Source organism: Sphingomonas sp. S1-29 (assembly GCF_026167545.1).
In the GTDB taxonomy this organism is placed as follows: domain Bacteria; phylum Pseudomonadota; class Alphaproteobacteria; order Sphingomonadales; family Sphingomonadaceae; genus Sphingomonas.
In genome coordinates, this window is the sequence record NZ_CP110678.1 from 2,345,357 (window position 1) to 2,360,046 (window position 14,690).

A 14,690-nucleotide genomic window follows, 5' to 3' on the forward strand; every position below is an offset into this window, starting at 1 on the left:
TCCCCTCATGCAGCGTCGATCGCGCGATAGGCGGCGATCAGCCGGTCCTCGCCCGCGCGGCCCTCGACCGAATTGCCATGTTCCATGCCGATCACCCCGCCGAAGCGCTTGGCGCGCAGCCAGCGCACGACATTTTGGTAGTTGATCTCGCCCGATCCCGGCTCGTTGCGCCCCGGATTGTCGCCGAACTGGATATAGCCGATCTCGCTCCAGCAGGCATCGAGCGTATTGATGAGATTCCCCGCCTGGATCTGCTCGTGATACAGGTCGGCGAGTACCTTGATCGCGGGGCTGTCGATCGCGCGCGCGACCGCGAAGCCCTGCGGGATCGTCGTCATGAAGACGCCGGGATGATCCACCAGCGTGTTGAGCGGCTCCATCACCATGGTGATGTCGTGCGGGGCATAGATGTCGGCGGCGCGGCGCAGCACGTCGATCACGCGCGCGGTCTGGAGCTCGATCGGCAGCCTGCGATCGACGAAGCCGGTGACGATCGTCGCATGCCGGGCATTCAGCCGCTTGGCGACGTCGACCGACGCGCGGATGTCGGCAAGGAAGCGATCGCGATCGGCATCGTCGTTGCCGCCGAGCACCGGGCGGAAATCGGCCCAGCGCGGCATGCTGGCGACGAACACCCCCATCGTCATCCCGCGCTGCTGGAGCGCGCGCGCCATCGCATTCTGGTCGGCGACTCTGCGGCCGGCGACTTCATTGTCTTCCCAGGCGGTGAAGCCTTGGTCGGCGGCATAGGCGATCTGTTCGAGCCGGTTGCCGCGGCTCCTGAAGCTGCCTTCGTGCGGCGCATATTTCAGCGAGAAGGTCGCGCGGTTCTGGCCGCCACCGCCACTGATCCCGCTACCGACCGCGGCAGCGCCGGCGCCCGCCGCGCCGATCGCGCCCGCCGCCAGCACCGATCGGCGCGACAGCTTCATGCAGCCTCGCCCGCCAGCTGCGCGCGAGACTTGCCGCGTTCGCGCAGCCAAATGACGCCGAACACCGCGAGCAGGATCAGCGGCAGGATCGCCAGCCGCTGGAACGACAGCGACGCGGCGGCATCCTCGACCGCGAGCTTGGCCGCGCCGGTGAGCGAGGCGAAGGCGGCGGGGCCGCCGGCGAACTCGATCTTGGCCTCATCGAACATCGCGCCGAGCTGCGGCAGCACGAAGAAGCTCGCCATCGCGCCCGCCGATCCAACCAGCCCCATCGCCCAGGATCCGCCGCGCGGATAGCGCTCGGCGACCGAGGCGAGCATCGTCGGCCACATCACGCAGACGCCCAAGCCCCAGACCGTCGAGGCGATGATCGCCGCGATCGGCGACTGCGCCTGGCTGAGCATGAACAGCCCGACCGCGGCGAGCAGGCTCGATACCCACAACAGGCCGGGGTTCGAGATCTTGTTCGCGAGCCGGCCGGCGAAGTGGCGGAAGACGAACATCAGCGCGTTGACATAGACCAGCAGCAGGATGCCGCGCATGCCGACGCGGTTGCTGAGCGCGACGTCGATCCACTGGCCGGGCGCGAGCTCGGACGCGGCGGTCAGGAACATCGCGCCGAACCAGATGAAGAAGCTGGGGCGGCGGAACACCTCGCCCAGCATCTCGCCGAAGCCGACGCCGGTTTCCTCGCGCAGCGCCGGCGGGAAGGTGGTGGTGGCGGCGATCACGATCGTCGCGATCGCGGGGATCAGTACCAGCGCCATGATCCCCTGCCAGGGCAGCGTATCGGCGAGGAAGAAGCCCGCGAGCCCGCCGACGATGATGCCGCCGGGGAACCAGGCGTGGAGCACGTTCAATCGGTGCGTCGTGTCCTCGGGATAGAGCTGCGCGGTGAGCGGGTTGATCGCGGCTTCGGTGAGCCCCCAGCCGATCCCGCTGACCAGCATGCCGAACCACACGAAATGATAGATGTTCATGCCCGTGGCGAGATCGCCCGCGAACACGATCGCGAGCGGGCCGAGGACGAAGCAAAGCCCCGCGCCGAGCAGGCAGCGCTTCATCCCGATCTGGTCAAGGAGGGTGGAGGCGACGAACACCGTGATCGCGAAGCTCAGGAACGCCGCGCCGAGCGCGGCGGCGAGCAGTTCGCCCGCCTGCAACGGCGCGATCGGATCGATCCATTCGGCCTTGAGCCCGCTGGCGATCGCGCCGCGGATGCCGAGGCTTGATGCCGCGGTGAACAGCGCCAGCACCCCCAGCCAGAACAGCCGGCTCTTGTTGACGCCCTGGACGCCCGGCATTGCGGCGCTCGCTTTGCTACTCACGCACCCACCCCCTGATTATTGTTATTGTCTTACAAGCTGAGCGGCGCCGCGGCTCAGGTCAAGCCCAACATCGCACGATTGAGCGCCGGATCGCCGCCACCGGCGAAATCGTCGAATGCGCCCTCGGCCTTGCGGATCATGTGCGCCTCGATGAAGGGCGCGCCTTCGCGCGCGCCGTCCTCGGGATGCTTGAGGCAGCATTCCCATTCGAGCACCGCCCAGCCGGCATAGCCATATTGGGTGAGCTTCGAGAAGATCCCCCCGAAATCGACCTGCCCGTCGCCCAAGGAGCGGAAGCGACCGGGACGATCGACCCAGTCCTGGAAGCCGCCATAGACCCCCGAGCGACCATTGGGATTGAGCTCGGCATCCTTGACGTGGAACATCCGGATTCGCTCGTGATAGAAATCGATGAACTGCAGATAGTCGAGCGACTGCAGCACATAATGGCTGGGGTCGTAGAGGATGTTGGCGCGCGGGTGGTTGTCGACGCCCGCCAGGAAGCGTTCGAAGGTGACGCCGTCGTGCAGATCCTCGCCCGGATGGATCTCATAGGCGAGGTCGATCCCTTCCTCCTCGTACACGTCGAGGATCGGGCGCCAGCGCTTGGCGAGTTCGGCAAAGGCCTCCTCGACTAGCCCGGCGGGGCGCGGCGGCCAAGGGTAGAGATAGGGCCAGGCGAGCGCGCCCGAGAAGGTGGCGGCGGCGTTCAGCCCCAGCCGGCGGCTGGCGCGCGCGGCGAGCTTGACCTGCTCGACCGCCCAGGCTTGGCGCTCGACCGGCTTGCCGTGGAGTTCGGGCGGCGCGAAGGCGTCGAAGGCGACGTCATAGGCGGGATGCACCGCGACCAGCTGGCCCTGCAGATGCGTCGACAGCTCGGTGATCTCGACGCCTGCCTCGCGGCAGGTGCCGGCCAGCTCGTCGCAATAATCCTGGCTTTCGGCGGCCTTGGCGAGGTCGATGCAGCGGCTATCCCAGGTCGGAATCTGCACCCCGACATAGCCGGCATCGGCCATCCAGCGCGCAGCCGTGCCAAGTGTGTCGAACGGCGCGCTGTCGCCCATGAACTGCGCAAGGAAAACCGCTGGTCCCTTCATCGGCAAAATCTCCTGAAATCAGTTATTTGGTAGTTTCGCGCTTCAGATAGGCGATCAACGCGGCGCGCTTGGCAGCGTCGGGAACTTTGACCATCATCCGCGTCCCCGGAACCCGCTTGGTGGGCGCTTCGAGATATTCGCTGAGCGTCTTGTCGTCCCAGCGGATCTTCGATGCCTTGAGCGCAGGACTGTAGCTGAAGCCGGTCGCGGCGGCCGCCTGGCGCCCGAACAGCCCGTGCAGATTGGGGCCGGCACCGTTGCGGCCGCCCTTGTTGAGCGTGTGACACGCACGGCAGGTGTTGAAGACCTGCGCGCCGGCATCGGCATTTTGCGCCGCGGCGGGCGTGGGGGCAATCGACAGGGCGGCTGGAACCAGCATCGCCGTAAACAATAATTTCATGAACCTCTCCGGTCTTATTATGATCGGTTGCCGGCCTGTAACCGGTTCAACGCAGCATGCGCAAGCCATCGCAAGGGCTTGCATTCGAATGCAGTAACGGCATCGTGCCTGACTGAACGCTTAATAGCGTCGCTACGGCAATGGGCTCGCGGCATGGCGATCGGCGAGCCCGCGAATATGGGAGAGGTTGCGAATGACGGCATCGGCATCGAGGCTGCGATACGGGATGGTTGGCGGCGGCGAGGGCGCGTTCATCGGTGCGGTGCATCGGATGGCGGCTGCGCTCGACGGCGAATGCGCGCTGGTTTGCGGGGCGTTCAGCAGCGACGGCGAGCGCAATGCGCGCAGCGCTGCCGCGCTCGGGATAGAGCCTGCGCGCGCTTATGGCTCGCTCGAGGCGCTGCTGGCGGGCGAGGCGGCGTTGCCGACAAGCGAGCGGATGCAGGCGTTGGCGATCGTCACGCCCAACCACCTGCACGCGCCGATGGCGATCGCCGCGCTCGACGCCGGGTTCGACGTGATGTCCGAAAAGCCGATGGCGCTGAACCTCGACGAGGCGCTGGCGATCGCCGAGGCGGTCGAGCGCTCGGGCCGGCTGTACGGGCTTGCGTTCACCTATAGCGGCTATCCCCTGGTCGAGGAGGCGCGGGTGCGCGTCGCGCGCGGCGATCTGGGCGCGATCCGGCTGGTGCAGGTCGAATATTCGCAAGGCTGGCTGAGCCAGCCAATCGATGCGGGCGGCAACAAGCAGGCCGAATGGCGCACCGATCCGGCGCGCGCGGGGCTGGGCGGCTGCCTGGGCGACATCGGCACGCATGCGTTCCAGCTCGCCGAGCATGTCTCGGGCCTGAGCGTCGAGGAATTGAGCGCCGACCTGACGATCCATGTTCCCGGGCGGCGGCTCGACGACGATGTCTCGGCGCTGCTGCGCTTTGAAGGCGGCGCGCGCGGCACGCTCAAGGCGAGCCAGGTCGCCGCGGGCGACGAGAATGGGTTGCGGCTGCGGGTGCATGGCGAGAAGGGCGGGCTCGACTGGTCGCAGCAGGAGCCCAATACGCTGACGCTGCGCTGGCTCGACCGCCCTGCCGAGATCGTGCGGGCAGCGGGACCGGGGCTCGATGCGCTGACCACCGCGCGGCTGCGGACGCCGTCGGGGCATCCCGAGGGCTATATCGAGGCGTTCGCGAACCTGTATCGCAGCTTCGCCAAGACGGTGAAGGCGGGCACGGCGGTGCCCGCGATCGGCACCGCCGACTGGTTTCCGGGGATCGACGACGGGCTGCGCACGATGACCTTTGTCGAGGCGATGATCGAAAACAGCGCCGGCGACGCCAAATGGACGCGGCTTGCCGATGTCCTGGCCGCGCGGCGGAACACCAAGGGAGAAGCTGCATGAATGCGTCGAAATCGGGCCGATCGAAACTGGGCCGATCGAAACTGGGCTGGGCGATCGCCGGGATCGTGCTGTCGTCGCTGCTGGTGGCTTCGCCCGCGCGTGCGCAGACACCGCGCGAAGGGCGGTTCGTGCATCACGTCTTCTTCTGGCTCAAAAATGCCGACAGCGCGGCCGATCGGGCCAAATTGATCGCCGCGCTGGAAAAGCTGTCGGCGGTGAAGACGATCCGCAGCTATCAGATCGGCGAACCCGCCCCGACGCGGCGCGAGGTGATCGACAGTTCGTATTCGGTGTCGTGGACGCTGTTCTTCGACAGCAAGGTCGACCAGGATTCGTATCAGGACGACCCGATCCACCTGAAGTTCGTCGAAGAGAATGCGGCGCTGTGGGACCGGGTGCAGGTGTACGATACCGTGCCGGTAACCGCGAACTAGCCGCGGGTATTTCAGCCGGGGGTCAGCTTCAGCAGCCGGCCCCCGGCGCCGTCTTCGAGCACCCAGATCGCGCCGTCGGGGCCTTGTTCGACCTCGCGGATGCGGCGGCCGAGCGGGATGCGCTGGACTTCGCTTGCGGTGGCGCCGGTGAGCGCGACGCGCACCAGCCCCTGTTGCACCAGCCCGCCGATCAGCGCCTGGCCCTGCCAGCCGCTGAACAGCGTTCCCGAATAGATGATCATGCCGGCAGGCGCGATCACCGGGGTCCAGAACGCCGCGGGGCCGACATAGCCGTCGCCGGGGCGGTGATCGGGGATGTCACCGCCGCCATAGTCGCTGCCGTTCGAGGCGCGCGGCCAGCCATAATTGCCGCCGCGTTCGATGACGTTGAGCTCGTCGCCACCCTCGGGGCCGTGTTCATGCTCCCACAATCGGCCCGACGAATCGAAGGCCAAGCCATAGGGGTTGCGGTGGCCGAAGCTCCAGATTTCGGGGCGGAAGCCCGCCTGGCCGACAAAGGGGTTGTCGGTCGGCACGCCGCCGGTGTCGGTGAGGCGGACGACGACGCCCAGTGTCTGCGACCGGTCCTGCGCGGGGGTGCCCTGCTGGCGCTCGCCCGCGGTGACGAACATCCGCCCGTCGGCGGCGAAGGCGATGCGGCCGCCGAAATGGCCGTCGCCCGCGACTTTGGGCGCCTGGCGCCAGACGATGGCGAGATCGTCGATCCGCGATGCGTCGGCCGACAAGGTGCCGCGCGCGACCGCGAGGCCTTTGCCGCTGCTGCCCGCTTCGGCGAAGCTGAGATAGACGAGCCGATTGCTGGCGAATTGGGGGTGGAGGACGACGTCGTGGAGCCCGCCCTGGCCGGCGGCGGCGACGACCGGAACGCCTGCGATCGGCGGCGACTTCTCGCCCGCCTGGGTGACGATGCGCAGCGCGCCGCCGCGTTCGGTGACGAGCAGCAGGCCATCGGGAAGGAAGGTCATCGCCCAGGGCGAATCGAAGCTGGCGACCGGGGCGCTGCGCACCGTCGTGGTGGGCGGTGCTGGGGTGGGCGTAGGAGTCGGCGTCGGGGCGGGGGTAGGCGAGGGGGTCGGTGTCGGGGTGGGAGCGGGCGTGATCGCGCCCGTCCCGCCGCCATCGCACCCCGCCAGCAACGCCAGCAGAGCGCAGAGCGCGGCGAGACGGGCGCGCGGGGTCATGCGGGCTTGGTCAGCTTAAGGAGGCGACCGCCCTCGCCATCCTCGAGCACGTAGAGCGCGCCGTCGGGGCCCTGCTCGACCTCGCGGATGCGGGCGTTCATGCCCCATTGGTCACCTTTGGTGGCTTCGGTGCCGTTGACGTCGATCCGCACCAGCGCTTCGGACGCCAGGCCGCCGACGAACAGGTCGCCCTGCCATTCGGGGAACATCGCGCCCGAATAGACGATCAGGCCGGCGGGCGCGATCACCGGGGTCCAGTTGACCTTGTACTTTTCGAACTCGGGGCGGGTGTCGTGGTTGGGGATGTCGCGGCCGTCATAATGATCGCCGTCGGAGACGATCGGATAGCCGTAATTCTTGCCCGCCTGGATCAGGTTGATCTCGTCGCCGCCCATCGGCCCCATTTCCTGCTCCCACAAATTGCCCGCGCCATCGAAGGCGATCCCGAGCAGGTTGCGATGGCCATAGGACCAGACCGCGGGATTGAAGCCCTTGGCGGCGAGCGCGGGGTCGCCCGCAGGCTCGCCGTCGAGGGTCAGGCGAAGCACCTTGCCGAGCGTCGCCTTGGGATCCTGCGCGGGATCGAACTTCTGGCGCTCGCCATTGGTGAAGAACAGGTGCTGGCCGTCGGGCGCGAAAGCGATCCGGCCCGAATAATGGCCGTCACCCTCGACATAGGGCGAGGCGCGGAAGATCACCGACACGTCCTGCAGCGCGGGCTTGTCGCCATCCTGCAACACGCCGCGCGCCAGCGCGACGCCCTTGCCGCCGGGGCCGGCTTCGGAGAAGCTGAAATAGACCATCCGGTTCTGCGCGAATTGCGGATGCAGCACGACGTCCATCAGGCCGCCCTGGCCTTCGCTGTCGACCGCGGGGATGCCCGTGAGCGGTGTCTTGGTCTTGCCGTCGGCCGAAACGAGCATCAGCTGGCCCGCCTTCTGCGTCACCAGCATCCGGCCATCGGGCAGGAAGGTCATCGCCCAGGGCGCGTCGAACGCGGCAACGGGGGTGACGGCGAAGGGAAGGCCGGCCTGCGCGGCACCGGCGGGGCTGGCGGCTGCGGTCGTGGCATTGGCAGGAACGGTCGCGTTGCCCTGATCGGCGGCGCTGCAAGCCAGCAGCGAAGCCGAGGCGATAGTGGTAAATAAAATGGTGCGCGTGGACATGGTCTCTCCCGAGGACGTTACGTTTCGAGCTCCAACCTGCACCAAGCGGTGCGGTTCCGCCAGAGACGCTTGCCGATCCTGGAATCGGCGCGTATATGGAAGGCCTGCTCGACATTGGTGACATTGACGAGGTCGGGACCGAAAGGCTCCGGCGCCCAGACCGTTTGCGCAAAACCCAGGCTGCTTGCCTGTACAACGAAAGACCGCATGGCCGATATCGCCGCCCTGGCTGCCCTGATCGAACCCGAAGCGACCGCGCTCGGGCTGGCGCTGGTACGCGTCAAGATGTTCGGCGGCACCTCGGACCCGACGCTGCAGGTGATGGCTGAGCGCCCCGACACCCGCCAGCTGACGATCGACGATTGCGCGGCGCTGTCGCGGCGGATCTCGGACGTGCTCGACGCGCTCGAGGCGCAAGGGCGCGACCCGATCGTCGAGGCGTATCGACTGGAGGTATCGTCGCCGGGGATCGATCGCCCGCTGACCCGGCTCGCCGATTTCGGCGACTGGGCGGGGCATGAGGCGCGGATCCACCTGGTCGAGCCGGTCGACAACCGCAAGCAGCTGACGGGCATCCTTGCGGGCATCGACGGCGACCAGATCACGATCGACGTCCGCAAGCACAAGGAAATGACGATCGGGTTCGCGCAGGTCGCCGAGGCGAAGCTGCTGCTGACCGACAAGTTGATCGCCGCCACCCAGCCCTTGTCGCTGGCGGGCGCAGACGAAATCATCGAAGCGCCGATCGAAGGCGTCGACGAAACCGAAGCAGAGGAACAGGACTGATGGCCACCGCCGTTACCGCCAACCGCGCCGAGCTGATCGCGATCGCCGATTCGGTCGCCAAGGAAAAGTTGATCGACAAGGCGATCGTCATCGAGGCGATGGAGGACGCGATCCAGCGCGCCGCCAAGAACCGCTATGGCGCCGAGAACGACATCCGCGCCAAGCTCGATCCGGTGACCGGTGACCTGCGCTTGTGGCGCGTCGTCGAAGTGGTCGAGGCGGTCGACGATTTCTTCAAGCAGGTCGATGTCGCGCAGGCCGAGAAGCTGCAAAAGGGCGCGGTCGTCGGCGATTATATCGTCGATCCGCTGCCGCCGATCGAATTCGGGCGCATCCAGGCGCAGGCATCGAAGCAGATCATCTTCCAGAAGGTCCGCGACGCCGAGCGCGAGCGCCAGCATGAAGAATTCAAGGACCGCGTCGGCGAGATCATCACCGGCGTCGTCAAGCGCGTCGAGTTCGGCCATGTCGTGGTCGACCTGGGCCGCGCCGAGGGCGTCATCCGCCGCGACCAGCAGATCCCGCGCGAAGTGGTGCGCGTCAACGACCGGATCCGCAGCCTGATCTTCAGCGTTCGCCGCGAAAATCGCGGGCCGCAGATTTTCCTCAGCCGCGCGCATCCCGACTTCATGAAGAAGCTGTTCGCGCAGGAAGTGCCCGAAATCTATGACGGCATCATCGAGATCAAGGCGGCCGCGCGCGACCCGGGCAGCCGCGCCAAGATCGGCGTGATCAGCCATGATTCGGGGATCGACCCGGTCGGCGCGTGCGTCGGCATGAAGGGCAGCCGCGTCCAGGCAGTCGTGCAGGAGATGCAGGGCGAGAAGATCGACATCATCCCCTGGTCGCCCGACATCGCGACCTTCGTCGTCAACGCGCTGCAGCCGGCGAATGTCGCGCGCGTCGTGATCGACGAGGAAGACGACCGCATCGAAGTGGTGGTGCCCGACGACCAGCTTTCGCTGGCGATCGGCCGTCGCGGCCAGAACGTCCGGCTGGCGAGCCAGCTGACGGGCAAGGCGATCGACATCCTCACCGAAGCCGATGCCAGCGAGAAGCGGCAGAAGGAATTCGTCGAGCGTTCGGCGATGTTCGAGAAGGAACTCGACGTCGACGAGACGCTGGCGCAGCTGTTGGTCGCCGAAGGGTTCGGCGAGCTCGAGGAAGTCGCCTATGTCGAGATCGCCGAGCTGGCGACGATCGAGGGCTTCGACGAGGATCTGGCGGGCGAGCTGCAGAACCGCGCGCAGGAAGCGCTCGATCGCCGCGAGGAATCGAACCGCGAATTGCGGCGTTCGCTGGGGGTCGAGGACGACCTGACGACGATGCCGTATCTGACCGAGGCGATGCTGGTGACGCTGGGCAAGGCGGGGATCAAGACGCTCGACGATCTCGCCGATCTGGCGACCGACGAGCTGGTCGAGAAGAAGCGCGCCGAACCGCGCCGCCGCAACGACGACGCGCCCAAGCGTCCCGAGCCCAAGGGCGGCATCCTGGCCGATTATTCGCTGAGCGACGAGCAGGGCAACGAGATCATCATGGCGGCGCGCGCGCACTGGTTCGAGGACGAGGCGCCTGCCGCGGCCGAGAGCGATGCGGGCGAAGCCGAGGTGGCCGAAGCCGACGCGCCCGCAACCAACGATGCCGGGGAGGACGCTGTTGCGGAATCCGAGCAATGATCGGGCGGACGCTAGTCTGACTGCTTCTTCTCCCCTCCCGCCTGCGGGACGGGTCGGGGGAGGGGCTGTCGCTAAGGACGCGTCCCTTGCGGACACGCCCTCCCCTAACCCAGCTTCGGGTCGGTCAGGCTCCCAGCCTGACCCGAACGATGCGGGGCATCGTTCACCCGAAACTCGCAAGCTGGAGGGGGAAAAGAATCCCCGCACCTGCGTGCTTTCGCGCGAGGAGGCGCCGCGCGAGGGGCTCGTGCGGTTGGTGCTCGGGCCGGATAACCAGGTGCACCCCGATGTGCGCGCCAAGGCCCCAGGCCGTGGCGGCTGGATCGGGGTGACTCGCGTCGAACTCGAAGCCGCGCTTGCCAAGGGCAAGCTGCGCGGCGGGCTGGCGCGTGCGTTCAAGACCGGCGATTTCACGATCGCCCCCGATCTGCCGCAGCGGATCGAGGATCAGTTGCGGCGCAACGCGCTCGACCGGCTGGGGCTCGAATCCAAGGCGGGTTTCCTGATCGTCGGCGGCGACCGGATCGGCGAAGCCGCCCGATCGGGCAAGCTGCGGGTACTATTGCACGCCGCCGATGCGAGCGAGGATGGCAGCCGCAAGCTGGCCCAGGCCTGGCGCGTGGGCAGTGACCGTGAAGGCAGCGATCTCAAGGGGATGACATTGCCGATCGACCGCACCATATTGTCGTTGGCGCTTGGCCGCGAAAATGTGGTACATGCCGCGGTGACCGATCCCAAGGCGGCCAAGCGGGTTAGCGAAGCGCTAACACGCTGGCTGCATTTTATCGGACCAGACCCCGCCCCCTTGCCTTGCGAAACCGGCTCGCAGGGCGCATCGGCTGCCTCGGCAGCCGATGCGCGCGGACCCGCCGGCACGAATGAAGGACCTTGAGTAACCGGATGAGCGACACGGACAACGAAAAGCCGAAATTGGGCGCGCGCGCGCCGCTGGGCCTCAAGCGCACGGTCGAGACCGGTCAGGTGAAGCAGAGCTTCAGCCATGGCCGCTCGAATACCGTGGTAGTCGAGGTGAAGCGCCGCCGCGTCATCGGCCGTCCGGGCGAGGAACAGCCCCAGCAGGCAGAAGTCGCGGCAACGCCGACGCCTGTCGCCGAGCCTGTGCGTCCGGCGCCTGCGCCCGCCGCGCCGCAGCGCCAGGCGCCGCCCAGCACCTTGCTGTCGCGCCAGGAGATGCAGGCCAAGCTGCTGCGCGAAGCCGACGAAGCCCGCATGGCTGCGCAGGAGGACGCACGTCGCCGCGACGAGCGGATCGCGCGCGAAGCTGCCGAAGCCGAGCGCCAGCGCGCCGAGGAAAAGCAGCGCGAAGCGGCAAAGCCCGCCGCTGCGCCAGCCGCGCCCGAGCCGGTGGCACCGCCGCCAGCACCGGTCGCCGCAGCACCTGTCGTTGCGCCAAAGCCCGAGCCGGTTGCCGCACCAGCGCCGGTAGCGGCTGCCGAACCTGCAAAGGCCGAGCCCGCGAAGGCCGAACCGGCAAAGGCCGAGGCGCCCGTCGCCGCCGCGCCAGCGCCGGTGGCAGCGCCGACGCCCGCACCTGTTCCGGCGCCTGCACCCGCGCCGATCGGTTTCGGGCTCGACCCGAGCCGTCCTGCGCCGCGTCGCTTTACCCCGGTGCCGCGTCCCGAAATCCCGCGTCCGCAGCCCAAGCCCGAGCCGGTTGCCGCCGAACCCGAAGCCACGACGGTCACGGGCGATGCCGGTGCGCAGCGCGCCGGTGGCGCGCCGAGTGCCCCGGGTGCCAAGCGTCCCGACCAGCCCGCCGCGCGTCCTGCGCGCGGTCGCCAAGGGGACGATCGTCGCCAGTCGGGCAAGCTCACCGTCAACCGTGCGCTGTCCGACGACGGCGGCGCGCGTGCACGCTCGCTCGCCGCGCTCAAGCGAGCCCGCGAGAAGGAGCGCCGCGGATCGGGCGGCCCGCGCGAGCCGCAGATCAAGCAGGTCCGCGATGTCAAAGTACCCGAGACGATCACGGTGCAGGAACTCGCCAACCGGATGGCCGAAAAGGGCGCCGATCTGGTGAAGTCGCTGTTCAAGATGGGCATGCCGGTAACGGTGACCCAGACGATCGACCAGGACACCGCCGAGCTGATGGTGACCGAATTCGGCCACAACATCGTCCGCGTGTCCGATAGCGACATCGACATCCAGCTCGACACGACCGACGATGCGGTCGAATCGCTGCTGCCGCGTCCGCCGGTGGTGACGATCATGGGCCATGTCGATCACGGCAAGACGTCCTTGCTCGACGCGCTGCGCGGCACCGATGTCGTTGCCGGGGAAGCCGGTGGCATCACCCAGCATATCGGCGCGTATCAGGTGACGCAGAAGGACAAGTCGAAGATCACCTTCCTCGACACGCCGGGCCATGAAGCGTTCACCGAAATGCGCCAGCGCGGCGCCAATGTGACCGACATCGTGATTCTGGTGGTCGCCGCCGACGACGGGCTGATGCCGCAGACGATCGAGGCGATCAGCCACACCAAGGCCGCCGGCGTGCCGATGATCGTGGCGATCAACAAGATCGACAAGCATGACGCCAATGCGCAGAAGGTGCGCGAGCGGCTGCTCGAGCACGACATCCAGGTCGAGGAAATGGGCGGCGAGACGCAGGACGTCGAAGTGTCGGCGCTCAAGAAGCTCGGGCTCGACGATTTGATCGAGAAGATTCAGCTGCAGGCCGAATTGCTCGAACTGCGCGCCAACCCCGATCGTGCCGCCGAAGGCACGGTGATCGAGGCCAAGCTCGACAAGGGCCGCGGCCCGGTCGCGACGGTGCTGGTCAGCCGCGGTACGCTTCGCGTCGGCGACATCTTCGTGTGCGGTGCCGAAAGCGGCAAGGTGCGCGCGCTGATCGACGACAAGGGGCGCCAAGTGAAGGAAGCCGGCCCGTCGGTGCCGGTGGAGGTGCTGGGGCTTTCGGGCGTGCCGATGGCGGGCGATCCGCTGCAGGTGGTCGAGACCGAGGCACGGGCGCGCGAAGTCGCCGCGTATCGCGCCAGCGTCATCCAGAACAAACGCACGACGACGGCACCGGCCAGCCTCGAGACGATGTTCTCGGCGCTCAAGGAAAAGCAGGCGATCGAATATCCGCTGGTGGTCAAGGCCGACACGCAAGGGTCGGTCGAGGCGATCGTGGCGTCGATCAACAAGATCTCGACCGCAGACATCCGTGCGCGGGTGCTGCATTCGGGGGTTGGCGGCATCACCGAGAGCGACGTGACGCTGGCGGCAGCATCGGGGGCGCCGATCATCGGCTTCAACGTGCGACCCAACGCCAAGGCGCGCGAGATCGCCGAGCGGAGCAAGGTGGCGTTCAAATATTACGACGTCATCTACGACCTGACCGACGAGATCCGCGCCGGCATGGCGGGCGAGCTTGGCCCCGAGGCGTTCGAAACGGTGGTCGGCCGTGCGGAAATCCGCGACGTCTTTTCGGCGGGCAAGCACGGCAAGGCGGCGGGTCTGCTCGTCACCGAAGGCGTTATCCGCAAGGCGCTCAAGGCCCGCATCACCCGCGACGACGTCATCATCTATCAGGGCGAGATCGCATCGCTGCGGCGGTTCAAGGACGATGTGGCTGAAGTGCGTGCCGGGCTGGAGTGCGGTGTCACGTTCACGCAGAACTTCGTCGACATCAAGGCGGGCGATTATCTCGAGACCTTCGAAGTCGAGATGCGCGAACGCACGCTGTAATATGCATGGCCCTCTCCCCGCCGGGGAGAGGGCAGCCGAGTGAAGCGAAGGCGGGAGAGGGGCAGTAACGGGCAGTGGCAATATGCACTGCCCCTCTCCCCGGCCCTCTCCCCTGAGGGGAGAGGGAGAAGCACTTGTCCAACGAAACCAGTGAAACCCGCAGCGTCCGGCTGCTTCGCGTCGGCGAGCAGGTGCGGCATATCCTGTCGGACATCTTGATGCGCGGCGACGTGCATGACGAGACGCTCGCCAAACATATGGTGTCGGTCACTGAAGTGCGGATGTCGCCCGACATGCGGCATGCGACGGTGTTCGTGAAGCCGCTGCTGGGCAAGGACGAGGAAGCGGTGCTCAAGGCGCTGCGGACCAATACCGCGTTCTTCCAGCGCGAAGTGGCCAATCGCACCCGGCTGAAATACGCGGCCAAGATCAAGTTCATCTCGGATGAGAGCTTCGACGAGGGCAGCCGGATCGACACGTTGCTGCGCGCGCCCAATGTCGCGCGCGACCTGGGCGACGCCGGCGAGGACGGCGATCCGGGTCCGGCGAGCTGATCGCC

General features: G+C 67.4%; 13 protein-coding genes. 7 read left to right on the forward strand and 6 right to left on the reverse strand.

Annotated elements, in window-relative coordinates:
• Window positions 1–5: 5 nt before the first annotated feature.
• Genes OKW76_RS11195 through OKW76_RS11210 form a run of 4 tightly spaced genes read right to left on the reverse strand, consistent with a single transcriptional unit; the run spans window position 6 to window position 3,757 of the window.
• Window positions 6–932, reverse strand: a complete 927-nt coding sequence (locus OKW76_RS11195; protein ID WP_265548973.1) for a hydroxypyruvate isomerase family protein — start codon at window positions 930–932, stop codon at window positions 6–8.
• A complete protein-coding gene (locus OKW76_RS11200) occupies window positions 929–2,260 on the reverse strand; it encodes an MFS transporter (protein ID WP_256505840.1) in 1,332 nt (443 codons plus the stop codon). Before OKW76_RS11200 ends, OKW76_RS11195 begins: the two co-directional genes overlap by 4 nt.
• Window positions 2,261–2,313: 53 nt before the next feature.
• A complete protein-coding gene (locus OKW76_RS11205; protein WP_256505842.1) occupies window positions 2,314–3,357 on the reverse strand; it encodes a sugar phosphate isomerase/epimerase family protein in 1,044 nt (347 codons plus the stop codon).
• Window positions 3,358–3,379: 22 nt separating this feature from the next.
• A complete protein-coding gene (locus OKW76_RS11210; RefSeq protein ID WP_265548974.1) occupies window positions 3,380–3,757 on the reverse strand; it encodes a c-type cytochrome in 378 nt (125 codons plus the stop codon).
• 193 nt (window positions 3,758–3,950) lie between these two features.
• Here OKW76_RS11210 and OKW76_RS11215 point away from each other — a divergent pair, with 193 nt between their 5' ends.
• The gene (locus OKW76_RS11215; protein ID WP_265548975.1) at window positions 3,951–5,153 is read left to right on the forward strand and encodes a Gfo/Idh/MocA family protein; all 1,203 of its coding nucleotides are present in this window, start codon (window positions 3,951–3,953) and stop codon (window positions 5,151–5,153) included.
• Entirely contained in the window at window positions 5,150–5,587 is a 438-nt protein-coding gene (locus OKW76_RS11220) for a Dabb family protein (protein WP_265548976.1), read from the forward strand. Before OKW76_RS11215 ends, OKW76_RS11220 begins: the two co-directional genes overlap by 4 nt.
• A gap of 11 nt (window positions 5,588–5,598) precedes the next feature.
• Here the strand turns inward: OKW76_RS11220 and OKW76_RS11225 are convergent, their stop codons facing one another.
• Together OKW76_RS11225 and OKW76_RS11230 are read right to left on the reverse strand one after the other, a co-directional pair.
• Window positions 5,599–6,789 carry a PQQ-dependent sugar dehydrogenase gene (locus OKW76_RS11225; RefSeq protein ID WP_265548977.1) on the reverse strand — a complete coding sequence of 397 codons (1,191 nt, stop codon included), beginning with the start codon at window positions 6,787–6,789 and terminating at the stop codon, window positions 5,599–5,601.
• Entirely contained in the window at window positions 6,786–7,955 is a 1,170-nt protein-coding gene (locus OKW76_RS11230) for a PQQ-dependent sugar dehydrogenase (RefSeq protein ID WP_265548978.1), read from the reverse strand. Before OKW76_RS11230 ends, OKW76_RS11225 begins: the two co-directional genes overlap by 4 nt.
• Before the next feature lie 207 nt (window positions 7,956–8,162).
• Between OKW76_RS11230 and rimP the strand changes: the two genes are divergently transcribed.
• From rimP to rbfA, 5 genes are all read left to right on the forward strand, one after another.
• Window positions 8,163–8,741, forward strand: a complete 579-nt coding sequence (rimP, locus tag OKW76_RS11235; protein ID WP_265548979.1) for a ribosome maturation protein RimP — start codon at window positions 8,163–8,165, stop codon at window positions 8,739–8,741.
• Entirely contained in the window at window positions 8,741–10,420 is a 1,680-nt protein-coding gene (gene nusA, locus OKW76_RS11240; protein ID WP_265548980.1) for a transcription termination factor NusA, read from the forward strand. Before rimP ends, nusA begins: the two co-directional genes overlap by 1 nt.
• Window positions 10,421–10,601: 181 nt before the next feature.
• Window positions 10,602–11,312 carry a DUF448 domain-containing protein gene (locus tag OKW76_RS11245; RefSeq protein WP_265552931.1) on the forward strand — a complete coding sequence of 237 codons (711 nt, stop codon included), beginning with the start codon at window positions 10,602–10,604 and terminating at the stop codon, window positions 11,310–11,312.
• Between the two features lie 8 nt (window positions 11,313–11,320).
• The gene (gene infB / locus OKW76_RS11250) at window positions 11,321–14,131 is read left to right on the forward strand and encodes a translation initiation factor IF-2 (protein WP_265548981.1); all 2,811 of its coding nucleotides are present in this window, start codon (window positions 11,321–11,323) and stop codon (window positions 14,129–14,131) included.
• Between the two features lie 134 nt (window positions 14,132–14,265).
• Window positions 14,266–14,685: a 30S ribosome-binding factor RbfA gene (gene rbfA, locus OKW76_RS11255; protein ID WP_265548982.1), complete on the forward strand. Its 420-nt coding sequence runs from the start codon at window positions 14,266–14,268 to the stop codon at window positions 14,683–14,685.
• Window positions 14,686–14,690 lie beyond the last annotated feature (5 nt).